Here is a 20440-nt window from a genome sequence, read left to right as displayed (position 1 = left end):
TGTAGTATATATTAGTATGACCGGAGATTTCAGTACCTACCTAACATAATTTTGACTACCAATCAAAAGCTCATCTCTAGATATATTAGTTATCTGTTTCTTATTTACTCAAGATCGCGAATTCAATATCTTTGCATTCGAACATCTATTACATTATTGGACTATCAAAAAGGGCTTTGAGAAAAACTCAAAGCCCAATACATTTTTACAAGATAAAGCTATAATCCGTCTTTGAATTGACCACATTACTTAATCTAACAACAACTCTTTTGGCTAGACATATTGCAGAACTCAACCATCGAAACTTCTGACATAACCATGATACAGTGAGTCAAATGCAGTATTAAATATTCGTGAAATCGCAGATTTCCCAATGAAGCATTATTGCAACAACCACATATTAGACCACTGATCATTTGTACTAGGCTGTAGTTTCTGAACAGCTTCTAACATATTTTCTTCATTAAAAGGATCGGAATACAAAAACCTTACTGGTGTATTTTGACCTTTTGTTCCTGAAATTATATTGCTATTTAAATTTGGATATCCCGTCCTTCTAAAATCGAACCATGACTCATGAGTTAACCAAAGTGCTATCCATTTTTGATGCATAATAGGCTCTAATTTATTACCAGCGTCATCAAAAATTTGTTTTGCATTAGCTAAATAAGCTGTTTGGTCAAAGTTGGTTAAGGTGTTGTTAGCTACATCGTAAACTGCGTTACCATCGCCATCATTTATCTGGTATTGACCAAAAGATAACTCAATTCCTTTCTGGTAATATTGAGAGGCATCATTACTAACATAACCGCGCACTGCGGCCTCGGCTAGTAAAAATTGAACTTCTGCTGATGTCATGAAAATAGATTTTACCAAATCATGACTGTTTTCAGCATACATATCTGTCAAATAAGAAGTGTGTGGATTAGCAGCTGCGTTTAGATAAATATTGCCATCGATACTGGTAATATCATTTTTTACATCACTTAGTGTTCCTCCCAGATTATAGTCATTAGGCGCACTTAAAGCAATAGGCAATCCTACAAACAAATTAGTATTAATGTCATTTTCTAAATCAGCATCATTATTTATTGCATTAATATCAATATCAACATAGCGCTTAATTCTATTATTTTCCAAAACCACACTATTAGAATTTCCTTGTGCTAATTGAACATCAACAGGTTTGACCCATTTGGTTAAACGAGGATCTTTTAGCTCAATTAAATCATTTACAATGGTTGCAGATGGTTTTCTTCTGTAAAATTCTGACCTATTGCTCCAATTTAAAGCCCCACCTGGCCAACTATTCTCACTATCTGTACCGACAAACGCAACCACAGCATTATCGGAATTATTTTCTAAGATAGGGTACTCACTAGGATTGTTAACTATACTGGCTATTTCAGAGGACACATTTATGTCTGAATCATTTTTTTCTGACAAACGCATCAAGAATCTTAACCGCAATGAATTTGCAAATTTTCTCCACTTTTGTCCATCTCCATGATACATTACATCGCTATCTGCAGCCTCTGAAATAATAGATGTGTTTTTTAGGAGGTTATTCACTTCCTTTAAGTTGTTAAGAATTCCCATAAAGACATCCTTCTGAGCATCGTATTCAGGCGAAAAATATTCATCACCTCCTTTTTCTGCCTGCAAGGCTTTGCTATATGGTACATCACCAAATGCAGAGGTTAAAAATCCAAAATGATAAGATTTTAAAATTAGCGTTACGGCCTGATAATAGTTTTTTACTTCACCTGTTTTTTCAGATTCTGCTCTCTGGTAAACATACTCACTATCTTTTAGAGGTTTAAAAAAGTTGCTATAACTTACAGCACCCCATTGATAGTTGTTTTCCTCGTAACTGGTAAAATCTCTCTGTAAATATTGAGTTGCCGCGGACAACTCTCCCCAGTCATAAGACAACTTACTGTTGATTTTTGCCGATTCTGAAAGAATTCCTGTAAGGACAAATTTTATATCGACTTCTGTGTCTGGCAGTGTATTTGGACTTATATTGATTTCGTCTAAAGATTCACTACAAGAACTAGCAAGAAGAGTGATAAATGCTATTGAAATTGTAATTATATAATTATTCATTGTTTCAGTATTTATAAATTAAAAACTAACATTAAGTCTAATTCCAATTGGTGCAGACCAAGGAGCAAGGTTCCATTTTTCAAAACCTTGATCTCCATTGTTAAAAGCCAACTCGGGATCTATACCGATATCTGCTTTTGTCCATAGCATAATGTTTTTTGCATATATAGAAATTGAAATATTTTGAGCAGCTATCAATTTCGCGCTGTTTTCTGAAAGTTGATAGGTAAGTGTAATGTCTCTCAATTTTACAAAAGATGCGTCGTACATAAACGTACTTCCAGTTCGCCAAAAACTTCCACTAGACTCAACCACTCGATAAGCATCAAAGAATTTTGTTTCTGGACCTCCAAAGTTTTCGGTATAAGTTCCGTCTCCATTGTCAATCACACCTGGAAAGAAAGCACCATTGTAGTTTCCATTGTAAAGAAAACCTCCAAGATCTTGATTTCTACCCCCAACCCAAACATTGTTATCTCTATAAACTGGATTAGATTTAATTTCATCAGCCAAAGCATCTCTATCCCCTCCAAAGGAATTAGCATTTAGAACTCCGGTAAAAGTACTGGTACTTATTCCATTATTCCAACTTTCAATCTTTCCAGAACGAGCCATTCTTTTCATAGATTCCGAGAAAAAATCACCTCCTTGTCTCCAATCTATACTTGCCGATAGGGTGAATCTTTTATAGGACACAGATGAGTTGAAACCCACCGTAAAATCGTTGTTAAAGTTACCCACTTTGATCTGATTTTCTCTAGTTCTATCTACATCCCATCTTCCATTAGCATCTAATAAATTCCAACCTTTGTATTCGCCTTCTTCAACTTTTCTAACATAAGGTGAATATAAATCTCCAATGACACCTCCTACTTTTGTAAAAGCTCCCATGTCTGTACCTCCACCAAATGAAACAAGGTCAATACCATCTACCAATTCAACCAACTTATTTCGCTGTTTGGTAAGATTAAAATTTAAGTCCCAAATCAGATCTTCTGTTTTAATAGGAACGATGTTTAAACCCAATTCTACACCATAGTTTTCAACATTTCCAGCATTAATAGTCGTACTAGTATACCCTGTTAACGGAGATACGGCAACATTTAAAATTTGGTTTTTATTCTGCGTTTTGTAGTAGGTAGCATCAAAACCTAATCGGCCGTGAAATAATTTAACATCTGTTCCTACTTCGTAAGAAGTGGCAATTTCTGGTTTTAAATTTGTATTGGGCATACTGTTTGGCAATGAATAAGTAAAATCATTCCCCCAATACCCTTGTGTAAGTGAAGGGTTTATTAAATAGGGATCCGTATCCTTTCCTACCTGAGCCCAACTAGATCTAAATTTCAAAAGAGATATCCATTGAGGCATGTCGACAAACTCCGACACCAACACACTTGCTGAGACCGATGGATAAAAATACGATCGATTTTCTTTGGGCAAAGTACTTGACCAATCATTACGAGCAGTTACATCAACGTACACAAAATCTTTATAACCCATGGAGATCATACCATAAACACTATATATGGCTTTTTTATACGTAGCACTTTCATAAGACAAACCTCCTCTTTCGACATTTGACAATGTATACAGACTTGGCAAAACTAAATTGTCACCTCCCGAATTAATTGAATTACTCCTATAATTGAGAATATTTCCCCCCACAGAAGGATCTATGCGTAAATCCCCTAATTGTTTCTGGTAAGAAAATAGTGCATCTATGTTGGTTTCTCTTGAATTGGTGCTGCTCAATTCATAAGACCCAAACGGTTTACTCGCTCCAAAGCCATCAAAGGACCACGGTCTAATAATCTCTGTCTTATTGTTATTGCTACTATTGGAAACTCGAGCCATGGCTTTTAAACCAGGAGTAATTTCCCAGTCTAATTTAATATTTCCAAAACCTCTCAACTTATCAAAAGTATTTCTTCTTTCATTTGCAGAAAACCAAGGATTATTATACCCCTCTGTCACTTTCCGCTGCTGAGAATTTTGCACTTCCCAATAATTATCTTTTAAATCATTGATATTAATATGAGGAGCAATATTGTAAATATCAAAATATTGGTCATTTCCACCCAAAGATTGAATAGGATAGTTGTTTGAGTTTGGATTAGAGAGATTGATATTGGTTGATATAGATACATTATTAGTTATTTTATAGTTAGTACTTAAATTGGCTCCAATTTTTTTAAGTTCAGTGCCAGGGGTAAATCCTTCTCCTTGCAAATGAGATAATGATAGACGAAAACTTCCGTTTTCATTAGCACCCGAAATACTTACATCATTAATCGTCGTTATACCTGTTTTAAAATAATCCTGTAAACTATTATCATAAAACTGCAACGGCACTTCTTGACCGTCACTATTCCATTGTACGGCTGGAGTTCCTTCCTCTGGTCCGTACCAATGTTGCCATGTAGCTTCATCGAACTGATTTTTTTGCCCATTAGTGAACCTGTTTTGCAAATCCATATATTTATACGGAGTGTTAAATGTAGTCGTGGTATTAAACGTTACACCAATTCCTTTTTTAGCATTACTTCCTGACTTGGTCGTAATTAATATCACCCCATTTCCAGCTCGCGAACCATACAATGCTGCTGCACTAGCTCCTTTTAATACAGATATATTTACAATATCCATAGCACTAATATCGCCCATAACATTAGTCCCGCCAATAGGTGATCCGTCAATCACAACCAATGGTTGATCGTTACCAGTTAAAGATGTTTTCCCTCTAATGTTTACATAAATTTCGCTATTTAAATCATTACCCCCACGCCTAATATCCAATCCTGCTATTTTTCCGGACAAACCACTTAATACGTTTTCCTGTGGAACAAGGTTTATTTCTTCAGTAGTAATTTCACCCACAGCATACCCTAATGCCTTTTTCTCTCTTTTCATTCCCAAAGCAGTTACCACAACTTCTTCCAGGGTCTGAGAATCTTCTAATAAGGTTACCCTTAGTTCAGATTTGCTGGCAATAGCAACTTCTTGGGACTGATATCCAATATAAGAAAAAACTAAGATGTCATTTTCATCTACATCACTGAGAACAAAATTTCCATCAAAATCAGTGGCCGTTCCTATATCTCTGCCCTTAATCAATACATTGACCCCTATTAATGGCTCACCCACAGCATTAACTACTTGCCCTGAAACATTGAATTCTACCTGCTGTGGAACTAATTGATCCAATTGCTTTATCGTCTCAAATTGATGATCAATCTCTATTTTTTTTCTAGCCAGAGACCTTTTTTCAGTTTCAATGATTCTATTTAAATGTTCAATCATATTTTCCAATGACTTAATCCCTCCAGCATCGTTCTTATACAAAACCACATACCTATTTTCTAAAATGGTATATTTCAAATCTGTCTTTTCTAATGCTAATTGAAGTAAATCATCAATGCTATCCATTTCTTTATCAGGAACATCAATATCAACTGATTCTACTATACTCCGATCATAGGAAAACAAAACATCGTATTTCATTTCCCATTCCCGGATCAATTCAAGTAAAGATTTTTTTTCTTTATTATACGCATAATGAGAAACATCAAGTGTCTCAGATTTTAATTCCTGTATTCCCAGCAGACATAGACACAACAGTCCTATTACCATTGGGAAGCCCATGGTGAATTTTCGTTTCATTTTAACATTATTTTGAGTCAATTAATTTTTACTAATTCTGAAGTTACTTGTTTTTGAGTTTGACAATTTCTTCACTTTCTTCAATTTCAACACCGAGTGACAATTCTAGCACACTGCTCATTACTTCCCAATTGGCATAAGGCACGCCCAAATCCATGACCATGGACAACATTGTGCTGTCTTCGACTAAAAAATGCTTGCCATATATTCGCTCCAGCTGGATTAATATATCACCTAAAGATTGGTCCCTAAACCTCAATTCGCCTTCTGTCCATGAAGCGGCATCCCTTTTTGAAACATCACTCTGTACCTTTACTTTAGGACTTTTCAACTCTTTCACCACCCAATCCCCACTTTTCATCACCATCTGAGATGAATCTCCCTCTACTCCACTGAGGTCTAGTTTAATTTTACCTTCGTGTAAATAGATATCAGTACCCAAGGCATCTTCTCGAACATTAAATGAAGTACCCAATACTTCAATCATCGCATGGCTACTCTGAACCGTTAAAGGTATTTTATCCACATGGGTAATATCAAAAAATGCTTCTCCGACCAAATCAATTTTCCTTTGCCCCTCTGTTTCCCAATCCGGATTCCATCGTATGGTTGAATTAGCATTCAGAATAACCTTACTCTCATCCGATAAATGAATCAATCGTGTCTCCCCATTGCCGGTTGAGTATTCTTCCCAAACTATTTCACGATTCCACATCCATTGTGTGGTAGCAACCAACAACATAATTGATGCTGCTACCGACCAACCGATAATATTCCAAACCTTTTTCCTTTTATCTGGCACTAACAACTGAGTCTCCGATATGGGGTATTGTTCTATTATTTCTTTCCAATTTTCCCTAATTGGATGGTCAATAATTTCTTTTATTTTTTCATTGTCGGCCCATTTTAACATCTCATGAAACTCTTCAACTGAAATATCATCGTTTAAATACTTTCTATAAAGCATCTCAAAATGATTGGTATTTTTGGTATTTTCTGTCATTCCTTTCAATAGTTGATGAGCATATTGCTAACTTATTATTAACGTTTTACAAATATTTATCGGGTAGACGTAAATATCCTACATTTGTCCCTTTGTATTTTAATATTTTTTAAATATTTATCAAACCAATGAATTACACCACACTTTTTTATATTTGAGAAATAATAATTTCATGAAAAATGAACCCAATAGAAGAAATCATTAAAATCTATGAAAAAAGAATTTATGCATTCTTTCTCAAGAATATAAAACTTCCCACTGTTGCTGAGGATCTTACCCAAGATGTACTCATGAAATTATGGATTCGCAGAAATACATTGAAAACGGTTCAAAATATGGACAGTTTTGTTTTTACCATCGCTAAAAATCATGTAATAGATCATTTGAGAAAAGCAAAAAGCGAACAAGAATATCGCAATGCCATTGTTCAACATATTAAAATTCATTCTCCAAAAGCATTAGATAATATCATCCATAAAGAATATCAAAACACCCTCAATGAATTGTTAAAAGAACTACCTGCAAGACAAAAAGAAATTTTTCAGCTCAGCAGAGACAAAGGACTTTCCCACGATGAGATCGCTGAGCAGCTTAATATTACCAATAAATCGGTTCGCAATCAATTGTATTACGCGATGAAATATCTCAGAGAAAAGACAAACCTCGATACTCTTTCCTTTATCATTTTATTTATGCAATGTGCGGTATAGTACCAAATGCATTTTAATAATGGCCGAAAGAAGATGCCCTTTGGATGGCTGAGTAAAAAAGACCTTAAAATATTTTTACAAGCCAAGTAACTTTCTGCCATTCTCATACAAGATCGCATTCTTTTCTTTTTTAGTCAGGGAACTATATAGAATCCTCCCAGTTTCATATGAAAAATCAAACATTGGATAATCACTACCATAGGTAACATGGTCTACTCCTGCGACTTCAACCAATCGCTCCAATGCCATGGGAGGCATTCCCGAACCAGCGGTATCGAAGTACAAATTTTTATGCTTTTTAGTCAACTCCGCTAATTGAAGTACTGAATGGACTTTGGGATCCCCAGTTCCCGAATGAGCAATGAGAAAATTGGCATTTCTATAGTTGGCACATATTTTATCCCATTTTCTATAATCATTACTCGCATGACACAACAATACCCATCCTTTTTTGTCGGCAAATGAAAAGATAATATCATGTCTAGGATCACTGATATCCACTCCTTGAATAGCGTGCAATTTTATCCCCCTAAAAGAAGGATTATCTCCATACAATTCCAATTGACTTTTAACTTCTTCAGGATATTTAGGATCCAAAGTAATATATCCATACAATCGATCTGGATATGCAGCACAAGCCTCACTTACGGCCTTATTCCCCCTTGCCACATCTCCATGTATGCTCCACATCGAAGTAACTATGCCTGCCGTTATTCCACAACGATCCATATTCCTCACTATATCTTCAGCCTTTTCAGTACCTGTTACCGTAGGATTAATTTTACCCTGATGCACATGTAAGTCGATAATTTTTTCATCCTCAAAATCCGGCATAGAAAAGGATTTGGAGGCAGAGGGCTTTTCCAATAGGTTTAAGATATTCTGTGAAAAAATATTATTTAATTCATCCTGAGACAACCCACTGTTCAAAAGCATATTGATCAAGGCCCCCGGTTTTCTTATTGGAAAATCGGAGCCAAATATCAAGCGTTTGCCATAGCCTTTTTTTACCAATCGATAAACCTCTTCCGGCTGGAACATTTGGCTAATTTCCAAATATACATTTTCACATTCACGAAGCAGGTTGACATAATTTCTTGTCCCGGTTATGGTAGGTCCAATAAGGACAATAGGTATCTCGGGATAGGCCTGACTAAGTTGAAAAACACCATCATAGTTAATGGCATCGCTGGACCAATGCCCCGCTTCGAAATCAATAAATAGTATCTTATTGGCTTCTTGAAGTTTTGACACCACGGGACCAATAATTGAAGGATAAACCGAATAATGCCCTACAACGGGAAATAATCTAACAATTTGGATATTGTATTTATCCATATCGGCTAAAGCTTCCTCTAAATTTGTTTCATAGGGATTAATCACAGAACTGGGTATCAATTCCGGATGGTTTTCATACTCTTCCATCACAATGGCATTGCCTTCTTCAGCATCGCTTTCTCTAGATAGCACACTGTAAATCACGGCTGTCCCTACCCCTTCCTTATCCAGATGTTCTAAACTAGATTCAGTATTGGGAAAATCCGCCCCTATACCATTTGTAAACCTTCCCAAACCCACATTTACATCAATCACAAAGGGTTTCTCATCTAGTATTGCCGTAGATTGGGCATCGACCTCCACTAAATCTTTAACCGATTTAAAATCTATTCTATTTCCAGAATTATGCAAATAATTTCCAGTAAAATAGAATACTATACTAAAAACGGAAGTAATGGATATCTTCAAAATATTAGTTGTACTAAGCATATATCAATGAGGTATTAAAATTCGAGGTTAGAAAATTCCGAACTCATTCAAATTTACCAATTATACATGGCTACTTTCAAAATTTCTAGCCTAATTTGTTAAGCCCAGTAATCTATCAAATAGAAGATTACTGGGCTTAACTTAAATATTTCTTTTACGAATTGACCACGTGGTTAACATTGGTCAATTATAAAATCATATAGCATAAATCAACCGCCTATTCAATCGGTGAGGTATCAGCAGGAATGTTTCTCTCAGCCCCATCATATCCAATATTTTGATTCACCACTCCTAGGGTATTTTCCAAAATCACAGATGCGGGAATTGGCCAAAGCACGTGGAATGGCGCAATTGCGGCATCGTTACCAAAGTAACTTATATTTTGACTGTACAGGATATTATACTTTATTACTCTATCGTAAAAATAGTTTTTCTCACTAAAATTATCGAGGGAATAACCCTGTAAATTCATTTTAGCTAATAGGTAAGATACCCTAGTTAATTCTGCATGACGAGGTTCTTCAGCCAACAATTCACGAGCCCGTTCATCAAATATATAATCAATGGTGACTTCATCGGCCGATATTGGAATGGCCTGAGCTCTTTCCCTTACCATATTAATATCGCGAGCGGCATTAGCCAAATCATTTTTCCAAAAATAAGCCTCGGCTCTCAACAAATAAGTCTCAGCTAATCTAAATACATACCAATCCCCATTTCCACCAACGGGAACTGCAGATTTATCATCCATAGGTACGTACAATATATAGTGAGGGACAGCATACAGAGCTAAGACTGTATCGAGAGGATTGAGAAAATAATCTGGATTAACCGGCTTCCCAAAATCAACTGAGGAGGGGTTATTGTATTTGTATTCATGTTTATCCACCCAGTTGAGATCACTTCGCCTCATATCCGTCGTATTGGACCAATGATCCTGATCCGTATTCCATAGACCGTACTGATAATATGGACTGAGACGAACATTGGCATTTCCTCTTCCCAGACTATCATATTGCAATCCACTAGCCACCATTCCATTCTTCCCTTCGCTATCTTTGGTCAAACTTAAATGCCAAGTAGGGCCATACATCCGCATGGTGTACAACCCAGAAGATTTAGCTTCTGGAGGTGCTTCAAATCTATCTACGGTAGCCAGAATGGTCTCTGTATTGTTGGGCAAATTAAAATTTTTAGGTCTGTGAAGATCCCAAATCAAATTCCGTTTACTATCGTTTAGATCGATACCAAATCGTTCTGTCATCAACTCATATCTATCGTCAATCACCTTAGTGGTAGCGGAAATAGCCTCATCAAATTTGGCATTCGCTAAATAAATTTTTGCCAATAAATGATAACCAGCACCACGAGAGATCACCCCGGGATTGGTGAATTCAGGAAGCCATTCAACAGCAAACTCCACATCCTTTTGAATTTTATCGAGGATGGCCCATCTGCTATTTGTTGTAAAATCGAGCTTGGCATCAGTTACTTCTTCTCCTACAAAAGGAACATCTCCATATTCATTTACAAGGAGATAATACCAGTATGCGCGATGCCATAATCCTTCTGCTAAAACGGCATTTCTATCCGCTTCTACATCCCACTCAATGTCATCAATTCTAGATATCAATACATTGGCATCCTTTATAGACTCATAAACTTCATTAAATTCATCCAAAAATCTATAGTATCTATCTGAATTGGGGGTTAATTTATAATAATCGAGTTGAGACCAAGGAGATCCAAGATCGGAGGCTGCAAAATCCATTACCAAATAATTCATATGGCCTGTATTTTGTTTTTTCATGTTTTTCCTCATCGTGACGAGAAGAGATTCAAAACCGGCCTTATCAGTATATACGTTTTCAGGAGTGTGAAAAGAAAGAGGTACTGGCTCTAACCATTCGCTCGTACATGAAGCGAAAAGCAATAGAACAAAAATTGATGTCAAGTTACTTTTAAAGATATTTATCATGACTTATATTTTATATAAATTTTAATACTATATATTACAATGAGAAAGCGAGGCCTATACTATAATTCCTTGGCATAGGAATATTTCCAGATTCAGGATCCCAGCCAGGCCAGTTGTCAAAGGAATATAAGTTTCTAATGGATCCGTACAAGCGCAAATTTTGAAGCTTAATATTACTCATCATCGATTCTGGAAGATTGTATGAGAAAGTAAAATCTTGAATTCGCACAAAGGAACGAGAACGGTAGATCATCAGCCCCCCTCCAAAAGAAGTAGTATTGGTCAACAATCGAGCATAGTCATTGCTTTGGTTTTCAGGTGTCCAATACGGTATGGCTTGTCGATTTCTTTTATCATAAGTTGCACCTCCATTGTTGAGAGCTTCACCAAATGCACCGAGATGTCCCAAATCAGCACGGATAAATAGAGATGCCGTAAAATATTTAAAAAACGTAAATTGATTTCTCAATCCAAATCGAAATCGAGGAGCACTATATCCGATAAATTGTTTATCCGACAATGCTTCATAAACTCCATTTTCATCGACATCGACGGCTTTAAAATCCCCTGGCTCTAACCGATATTGAGCCGCTGCATCGGCCTCATCCGCCTGCCAAATTCCTACAACATCGTAATTCCAAACTCTATCGAGAGCTTCTCCAGGGAACCATTCATTAGAGTAATCAGGTACTTCTCGACTTATTGTCTGACCATCGACAACCACTTCTTCGTAATCTCCAAATAACTTTTTAATCTTATTTCTATTAAGTGAAAATGTAAAATCTGATTCCCAATTGAAATTAGAGCTAACGACATTGTACGAATTCAAAGTAAATTCAAATCCTCTATTGCCCAACTCTCCCAGGTTTGTAGTAATGTTATCAAATCCAGTCAATGCAGGCAATAATCGATTCATTAACAAATCGTTCGTCGTGATATCATAATAATCTGCACTTAATTCTATTCGATTCTGAAAGATGCCAAGATCAAGTCCAACATTGATGGACTCCGTCTTTTCCCACGCCAGGCCATAGTTTTCCAATGAACTATTTCGAACTCCTATTTGCGTATTCGTACCGTCGAAATACAAATTTGAACTAACCTGAGCCAAAGCAGAATAAGCTCCAATAGATCTATTACCATTAATACCCCAGGAAGACCTAATCTTCATTTGACTGATCCAATCGACATTGAAGAATTCTTCTTCAGATATTTTCCAAGCCAAAGCTAAAGCGGGAAATACCGCTCGAGGCGTTTCCTTTCCAAACGCAGAATAACCATCTCTTCGGATTGATGCTGTAACCAAATATTTATCGAGTAAAGTATAATTTAATCTCGCCATGGCAGCATCACCATTAACTTGCTGATCATTGTAATATATAGAAGGATTAGTCCCAAACTGCAATCCATTGTACAATAGATTTTCATTGGGGAGAAAGGTCTCATTCGTCGTATTCGAAGAAAAACTCTTAGCCTTTTCTGAACTATACAACAAGGTTAAATCGAAACTGTGAACATCAAATTCTTTGGTCCAATGGATTAGATTATCCAATATCCAAGTGAAACTCGAAGCTTCGTACCTAGTACCATATCCTTTGGAATGACTCGATCCTCCAACAATGGTAGTTGATGGCCAAAAATTATAACTCTTTCCAAAAACATATTGCGGTTGAAATGACAATTTATAATCAATCCCAAATGGAAGTTTAAACTTTGCAAACAAAGGGACAAACAAGGAAGTATTTTGATTTAGTCTTTGCTGAAGCGCTGAATTAAGAAGTGGATTTTGAACATTATAATCGTTCGGATACCACTTTAGTGAACCATCTGGATTGTATATCGAGCCATATGGACTCATTAAGTACATATAAGACAAACTTGCCGGCACTCCACTTTCATCACTTTGCGCCAACTGGGCATTCATACCTATATCCAACCAATCTGTAACTTCGAAATCAAAATTTAATTTTGATCTCAACGTGGAAAATTTATCTCCGAGAATCACTCCTTCGTTGTTGGTGTAACCTATCGACCAATAATAATTGGATTTACCCAATCCCCCACCTATACTTATATTATAATCCTGTCTTATTCCTCTATTGATTACTTCATTATACCAATCTACAGTCTCTCCAGCCAAGTAATTTTCAATCTCTATATCAAAAAATCCAAGTCGACTTAACCATTCTTGTTCATTATCCTGTTGAGAATTACTATTTGCACTCCGCCATTGATCCAAACTAACTCCGTCTGGAAGTTGATTGGGATTAAAAAAGTAGTAATTGGGATTTCCGGTTTGCATGTCAATTAAAACATCCCTTCTAAAATCAAGATACCCCAATGCACTAAATGGTTCTAAGTCATTGTTCACCTCAGTAATCCCCGTACTTCCTGAAAAATTAAAAACTGGTTTCCCTGACTTTCCTCTTTTTGTAGTCACTATAATCACACCAGCTGCTGACCTTGCTCCAAATATGGCAGCCGAGGAAGCATCTTTTAAAATATCAATAGATTCTATATCTGCTGGATTAATATCATTGATACTACCATTGTAAATAGATCCATCCAACACAATCATGGGATTGGTAGCGGCATTCAATGATTTCGGGCCTCTGATTTGAAGTGAGCTACCCCCTTTGGCCGAAGTATTCTGACTGGTATTCAATCCGGCTACTGTACCAGTTATCATATCAGAAAACTGCGTCATACTTTGATTTTCAAAGGACTTAGCATCAATCTGCGAAACAGATCCCGTTAAGTCACTTTTTTTCTGGGTTCCATATCCTATAACCACTATCTCGTCTAAGGTTTGAGAATCTTCCTGTAAGACTATTGTTAGAGAGGTATTGTCGGCTAATGCAATTTCTTGCGATACGTATCCAATATACGAAAGCACTAAGACCGCATCTTCCTCTACATTCTTTAGAATAAATTTGCCATCGAAGTCGGTCGCGGTTCCATTGTCTGTTCCTTTGACCAAAACATTGACCCCAATGAGTGGCTCATTCTCTGAATTGACTACCGTCCCAGATACCTCAATACCAGTTTGTTGAAATTGAGCGGACTCGTATATATTTTGCAAGGTCAAACTATTGTCTTCATTTTTACGGAACAATTTAATCCCAGTTTCATTTTCCAAACTTCGCAGGGATTTAATTTTTCGCTCCATACGTCTGACGTTTTTATCGTTCTCACTGCCTTGAGCGTATAATAAATAGTATTTGGAATCGATGGGCTTATACTTTAGATTAAGCCCAGAAATCAATCGGTTTAAAGCCGCATCAAAATCCTCCTTTTCATCGATCCTAAAAGATACTTCAACATTTTTCACCAAGCTCGTCTTGTATGAAAACAATACTGCATAATGTTCACTCAAACTGTTTAATGCTATTTCCAGCTTGCATGGATCACAATCTGGAAATTGATCCTCTTTTCCATAAGATTGTGACAGCGTCATTGTAAAGAGTATTACGCATAGAATACCCCTTAAATTAAGTTTAATTAATTTCATCTTCTACTTTTTAAATTATCCTGTATTATTTGGACTGCAGTTGCAATCCCCTTAATTCCTATCCATTATGATTGATTGACCAACCAAATTCTGTAATATTTCTAGAGATTTTTTTTCATCCGTTATCGGAAATACAATAGTAAATGATTGATTGAGTAAGACTTCGTCTTCAACATGATATTTTTGACCAAAAACTATTTCAAATTCTCTTAAAATCTCTGCTAGAGCCTTATCCTTCAATGTCATCGAACCATCTTTCCAGTCGGCATGATTCAATGGATTATTAATTTTCAATTTAGCCAATTCCCCATTGTCGTCAAAGCCAGCCTCTTCTCCTGGCTCCATCATCAAGAAACCTTCCCTGTTGAGGGCATTGAGTTTTACCGAACCACTTTCCAAAAAAACCTTAGTTGATTTATTCCTAGCATTGACATTGAACACTGTACCCAAGACCTCTACACTTAAATCCTTTGTATGAACAATGAATTTCTTATGGTCTTTTAAATCTTTACTTACCTCAAAAAAAGCTTCACCGTCCAAGGATAAATTTCGAACATCCTGTCTATTCCACAGACGAGGATAACTGATTTGTGAATTGGCATTAAGACGTACCACAGAATGATCGGGCAGTACCACTTCAACAATTTCACCAAAATCAGCCTTAATCACTACCGGAGTATTCAGATAATATCCCAATCCACAGACAATAAGTAATACTATGGCAGCTGCCACTCGAGGCCAATGCGAAGTCCACTTTCGAATTTTAGCTCTTTTATTTGACTCATGCTGTCGAATTCTACTTTGCAATTTATGCTGTATTCTAGCAGCCTTAGATCCATCTATCGCTTCAGATTTTTCGAGATTGACCCAAATTTTCTTTAAAACTTCAACATCATTAAAATTTTCATTTTCATTAATCCAATTCAGTAAATCCTCCAACTCTTGGGGAGAGATATTCCGATTTAGAAATTTTTCAAATAAATTTTGATAATATTTTGACATAATTTGGTCTACTTTAATGACTCCTCAACATCTTTTTTACACATTCCTACTCATATACCAACAATCATATACCGATGTACTATTTGATTTCAAAATTTTTTTAGCCTTATTTCATATTCCCAAATACTATTGTAATTTTGAAAAAAATAATAAAACCTTAACTTAATGGCAGATTGGGAATTAAGGAAGTCTTTACCAGACCTCGATGAAACATTTGAAACTATATACCAAGAGAATATAGATCGAGTATATCACTATATCGAATCCATCGTCCACAATCCTGCCGCAGCAGAAGACCTCACCGCCGAAGTATTTTTAACGCTTTGGAAAAAAAGGGAATCTTTACTGAAATATGAAAATATAGTGGGTTTACTCTATAAAATCAGCAAAGATACAGCCATAACCTACCTAAAAACCCTCTCCAAAAACTCTGTAAAAAGAGAAAAATTTTTCCAATTCTATTTTCGTGAAGAAATGGAAAGCGATGAAGTCTTATTGCGTGAAATTCAGCTTTCTGCCTTAGAACAAGCGATTGAACAATTGCCAGAGAAATGCCAAAAGGTGGTTAAAATGAAGTTCATCATGGATAAATCTCTTAAAGAAATCGCTGCCGAACTGCACATTTCTGTCAATACCGTTCAAAACCACTTGACCAAAGGCAAATTTTTGATCAAAGAATTAATGACAACCAATGATGCGTTCCTAGTATTGGTTATATGTAACAGCCTCTCTCAATTATAATTAATAATAAAATATAGGACTTTTAAAAAAGCGAGTTAACCATAGATTGAATGCATCCTACTCTTGAAAATAATCTTGCATAGCATTCTTCAACACACTGGGATAAGTATCCCCAGTAGATGTTCCTTCGCCAATCATACGATATCCATAAGTGATAGAATCCCCGAAACATAGGATCCTGGAATTACTTTTAAGTTTATCATTTTCTAACAGAGATTTAAAAATAAAAGAACCCAAAAAGACATTTCCTTCCTTCGTCATATGCACTCCATCTCTAGCATTGTTATTATTTTCATTCATTATAATTTCATCTCGATTGTGATCCGGAAGTCCGTTTTCTTTGTAGTAACCGTGAACGTCAATAAACAAACTATTGAATTCCAGACATAAATCTTTCAACCCATTTCCAACCTTTTCTAATTTCACATTGGGAGGCAATGAAAATTTATGAGGATCGTGACGTTGAAATAAATAAACAGTATCTGCGGGCGGAGGACTTAACAATACAAATTCAATCGAATGTTCTTTTAATGCTTTCAATATTGTCCGCATATTGAGCAGATAATCCTCTAAAGAGATCATCCTGTCAGTGTTCAACATATCATTGGTCCCCACCATAATCACTACTAGGTCAGGTGATTCTGCAATCACATCTTTATCCAAGCGCTGCAATAAATCTGCGGTTGTATTTCCGTTGATTCCTCGATTCAATACTTCAAACGTTGGCTGACCAAAGGCTGTTATAGTTTTCATTATTAAGAATATTAAAATTATTTGTCTTGTTTTCATTTTTACGATTATTAAATCTGATGTTTATTACTAAGAATATATTCGACATCGTCGATTAATTATTGAGAATATCGCAATTATTAATAATCGAACCCAATGAATTCATCTCCACTAACAATTATACCTTCTTGGGTTTTAAAAACATATATTCCGCTCGATCGATCCATCCCTTCCTCAAATCACAGCGAAACCACCCTTCGTCGTTCATTTTATGGATGCGTGATGGAGAGTAAGGACCAAAATCCTGAATATCGTATTCCACCCAAGTCTTGCCCAAGTCGGGCGAAACTACAAAACCAAGGGTATAAGGAGATGCCACAGCCATTTGTACGGCAAGGATAAAACCATCTTGAATAATCATTCGAGAAGACTCGTATTTAGGGTTAAATAACATAGTGTGAGCCTCGGGATTGGCAAGATCAGCTGGGTCACATCGAAAAATCCCCCGGTCATAGGGTTCTTCTCCATTGGCATCACTAATCCAATACATCTGACCATCGACAAAATTTATCCCACCTGCCTTGTATCTCGAATTCCACTTTTCCGAAAGAATAACCTTCCAATCCCATGTATCACTAGAACCATCATATCTGCCCTTCAACCAATGCACTTCATCTTCATTGGGTCTATTCCGATCTCCAGTACAGGCATAAAAAGCGTTTTCAGCCGGATTATAGGCCACACAGTGAATATGTCGACAAATAATCGGGTTGTTGGCATTTCCGATCAGATTTCCATCCAATCCCCCACCGGCAGATCCATTATCAGAAAAATAGGGATTTTGTCCAAATGAATAGGCAATTTTTACCGACTTTCCATTATCCGTAGAGTAATAAATATTGAGTGGAGTTGCCCCACCTTTCACATTGGCATAGGTGCCCCAAACCAAGATTTCTTTGCCATCAATTTGCCATGAATTGACCCCGGCAATGGTATGAAAATACCACCCCGGGTTTTCTGGATTTTTGGGAGTATGGGGGATATAGTCAGAGCCATCCACGTCCTTAACCGTGATTTCCTTAATCGATTTCAGTCTTTTTTTGCCTAAATAAATTTTCTGATCGGTGGCAAAAAGGACGTTACCATTATCAAAAATATGGCTAAAAGTTATTTTCTGGGCATCTGGAAATGCTTTTCTATATTTCCAAGTATGGCTATTGTCAATAGAAAATAGGACTTCAGATTCGTTAAAAGCGAAGGCCATATTTTTATTTTGGGAATCGACGTATGGAATATTCGATGGTTTTCGATAATAAAAGTGAGGAGTTGATCCACTACCTTCAATTTGAAATGCATTACTGCCGGCCCAAACATCTATACCTGGCAACATTATACCACCTGCAACAGCCGTGGCAAGTTTACAAAATTGCCGACGATCATTATTTTTTTTAATTTCCATGGTTTCTATTTAATTAAAATATCAACTTAAAATACTTGTAAAAATCTTTCAAGCAAAAAATATTATACCACTATACTCTTTTCACAAGGAATGCTGAAGCAATCACCAAGTCTCCTAATAATAGGGGTCGTAAATCCAAGATTTACACCGTCTATAACCTATCCTAAACCATCTATTGTATTGGCTTACCAAGTTAAACCAATGTTTTTAAATATTGTGAAGAATGAAGGATTAATCCCATCAAAAATATATCGTTGATTCTATTTATTTATTAACACCAACACAATCATAAAGAATAGCCACAAATATCTTAACGATGTTTTGGAATAAGGAAACAAATCAAGTACATTTGAAATCAGTCGATTCACAATAATGGGGTAAACTGTGACATAGAACATTTAAGTTAAGTCGCATAAGCAATAGCATATATTTTTGAATAATTAATGACTAAAACCATTATCCCCATATGATAAAATTACTTCTTAACCCTTTATTCATTTTACTCCCCATATTGTCATTTGCTCAGATCATTGACAAACCAATTGGCTGCTTTGCAGGAACTAATGGGACTCACCCATCTGTCCTCACACACGAAGAAGTTAGAGGTGTTTTACTAATCGAAAAATGGTCGGATATTGAAGTCAAACCAGACGAGTATGATTTTTCCTTATTGAACCAAAAAATTGATGCGGTAAAAGCAAAAGGATTAAAATACGCGTTGGCCATTGCTGGTGGGGCCTTTGGCAGCCCAAATTGGTTGATCGACTCCCTCAATGTTGAATATCATAATTTTCAGTACCAGGGTCAAAACTGGCGATTGCCATTGTGGTGGGACCCTACTTGTGCCGAAAAATTAACTAGCTTAATTGCACAATTGGGAAATCAATATAGTTCCGATTCGCTTCTGTCCCATATTTACGTCACCCAAATGACGGTAAATGGCATTGAAGGTCATTTAAATGGAGTCAATATGGTTAACTTTACCACGGATGGATTTACAAACCAAAAGTGGATGGATCAGGCTCGAAATACAGCCATGGCCTTTGCCCATGCCTTCCCCTATAAACCCATTGTGTTCGAAGTGCATGAGATCGATCGCGACACTTTACTTCCCGCTGCTATAATCAATAATTTGTACAACAATGAAAGTCTATGCAATAGACTCGGTCTAGGGATGTGGTGGATATCGGGTAAAACATCATACCAACCGGCATTACTTGAATTTATTAAAAATTTTCCTGGTGATAAATATGCCCAAGTCATTGGAAGATCAAACCAAGAAGAGCGATTTCAAAACAGTGATTATGGCTCGGTATTTATTCAAGCCAAACAATTGGGTATTCGATATATTGAACCTTGGCCATATGAATTTCAACATCGAACTCATGACAGCCTTATGCAGGATTTCAACTCATGGGCCGATTCCGCATTTACCCCATCAGACACTTGTTCTGTTCTATCGACTAACGAAGATAATCTTCCCGTCAAAGTAGGAGTGAATCTCTACCCTAATCCATCGAAGGGATTACTTAAAGTGGATATTAGTCAACCCTATCAAGATCTCCAAATTTCAATCTATAATCTAAATGGCCAACAGGTTTCCAAAACTTACAATCAAACGGAATGGAACATTAGTCATCTCAATAATGGGACTTATATCCTTATTATAAATATCGACAACCATTTAATCCCCAAAAAACTGGTAAAATTAGAATGATCTCAGTTTCGATCTCTGAAAAAGAATTTTCGAACCAGCAGCTTTCAATCT

General features: G+C 36.4%; 12 protein-coding genes. 3 read left to right on the top strand and 9 right to left on the bottom strand.

Going from position 1 to position 20440, the window contains the following annotated elements:
• Window positions 1-381 precede the first annotated feature (381 nt).
• The 3 genes from LVD51_RS17205 to LVD51_RS17195 are packed head-to-tail and all read right to left on the bottom strand — an operon-like array spanning window position 382 to window position 6775.
• A complete protein-coding gene (locus LVD51_RS17205) occupies window positions 382-2109 on the bottom strand; it encodes a SusD/RagB family nutrient-binding outer membrane lipoprotein (protein ID WP_236972604.1) in 1728 nt (575 codons plus the stop codon).
• A gap of 18 nt (window positions 2110-2127) precedes the next feature.
• Window positions 2128-5772, bottom strand: a complete 3645-nt coding sequence (locus LVD51_RS17200; protein WP_236972603.1) for a SusC/RagA family TonB-linked outer membrane protein — start codon at window positions 5770-5772, stop codon at window positions 2128-2130.
• Window positions 5773-5815: 43 nt separating this feature from the next.
• Complete coding sequence (locus LVD51_RS17195; protein ID WP_236972602.1) at window positions 5816-6775, bottom strand: FecR family protein; 960 nt, start codon at window positions 6773-6775, stop codon at window positions 5816-5818.
• A gap of 179 nt (window positions 6776-6954) precedes the next feature.
• Here LVD51_RS17195 and LVD51_RS17190 point away from each other — a divergent pair, with 179 nt between their 5' ends.
• Entirely contained in the window at window positions 6955-7485 is a 531-nt protein-coding gene (locus LVD51_RS17190; RefSeq protein WP_236972601.1) for an RNA polymerase sigma factor, read from the top strand.
• A gap of 75 nt (window positions 7486-7560) precedes the next feature.
• Here LVD51_RS17190 and LVD51_RS17185 read toward each other — a convergent pair whose 3' ends face one another.
• The 4 genes from LVD51_RS17185 to LVD51_RS17170 all read right to left on the bottom strand — a co-directional run bounded on the left by LVD51_RS17185 (window position 7561) and on the right by LVD51_RS17170 (window position 15743).
• Entirely contained in the window at window positions 7561-9252 is a 1692-nt protein-coding gene (locus tag LVD51_RS17185) for an amidohydrolase family protein (RefSeq protein WP_236972600.1), read from the bottom strand.
• 217 nt (window positions 9253-9469) lie between these two features.
• Window positions 9470-11230 carry a RagB/SusD family nutrient uptake outer membrane protein gene (locus tag LVD51_RS17180; RefSeq protein ID WP_236972599.1) on the bottom strand — a complete coding sequence of 587 codons (1761 nt, stop codon included), beginning with the start codon at window positions 11228-11230 and terminating at the stop codon, window positions 9470-9472.
• 34 nt (window positions 11231-11264) lie between these two features.
• Entirely contained in the window at window positions 11265-14741 is a 3477-nt protein-coding gene (locus LVD51_RS17175; protein ID WP_236972598.1) for a SusC/RagA family TonB-linked outer membrane protein, read from the bottom strand.
• A gap of 51 nt (window positions 14742-14792) precedes the next feature.
• Window positions 14793-15743: a FecR family protein gene (locus LVD51_RS17170; protein ID WP_236972597.1), complete on the bottom strand. Its 951-nt coding sequence runs from the start codon at window positions 15741-15743 to the stop codon at window positions 14793-14795.
• 165 nt (window positions 15744-15908) lie between these two features.
• On the opposite strand from LVD51_RS17170, the gene LVD51_RS17165 reads away from it, so the two are divergent.
• Window positions 15909-16484, top strand: a complete 576-nt coding sequence (locus tag LVD51_RS17165) for an RNA polymerase sigma factor (RefSeq protein WP_236972596.1) — start codon at window positions 15909-15911, stop codon at window positions 16482-16484.
• Between the two features lie 57 nt (window positions 16485-16541).
• Here LVD51_RS17165 and LVD51_RS17160 read toward each other — a convergent pair whose 3' ends face one another.
• On the bottom strand, window positions 16542-17237 hold the full coding sequence (locus tag LVD51_RS17160) for a GDSL-type esterase/lipase family protein (RefSeq protein WP_236972595.1): 696 nt from the start codon (window positions 17235-17237) through the stop codon (window positions 16542-16544).
• A 154-nt stretch (window positions 17238-17391) separates the two neighbouring features.
• The gene (locus tag LVD51_RS17155; protein ID WP_236972594.1) at window positions 17392-18672 is read right to left on the bottom strand and encodes a hypothetical protein; all 1281 of its coding nucleotides are present in this window, start codon (window positions 18670-18672) and stop codon (window positions 17392-17394) included.
• A gap of 466 nt (window positions 18673-19138) precedes the next feature.
• Here LVD51_RS17155 and LVD51_RS17150 point away from each other — a divergent pair, with 466 nt between their 5' ends.
• Window positions 19139-20389, top strand: coding sequence for a T9SS type A sorting domain-containing protein (locus tag LVD51_RS17150; RefSeq protein ID WP_236972593.1), 1251 nt, complete (start codon window positions 19139-19141; stop codon window positions 20387-20389).
• Window positions 20390-20440: the final 51 nt, after the last annotated feature.

Source organism: Membranihabitans marinus, from assembly GCF_021729155.1.
GTDB lineage: Bacteria > Bacteroidota > Bacteroidia > Chitinophagales > Saprospiraceae > Membranihabitans > Membranihabitans marinus.
Note: the sequence above shows the minus strand (reverse complement) of the source record. Positions and strands in the feature narration are given on the sequence as shown.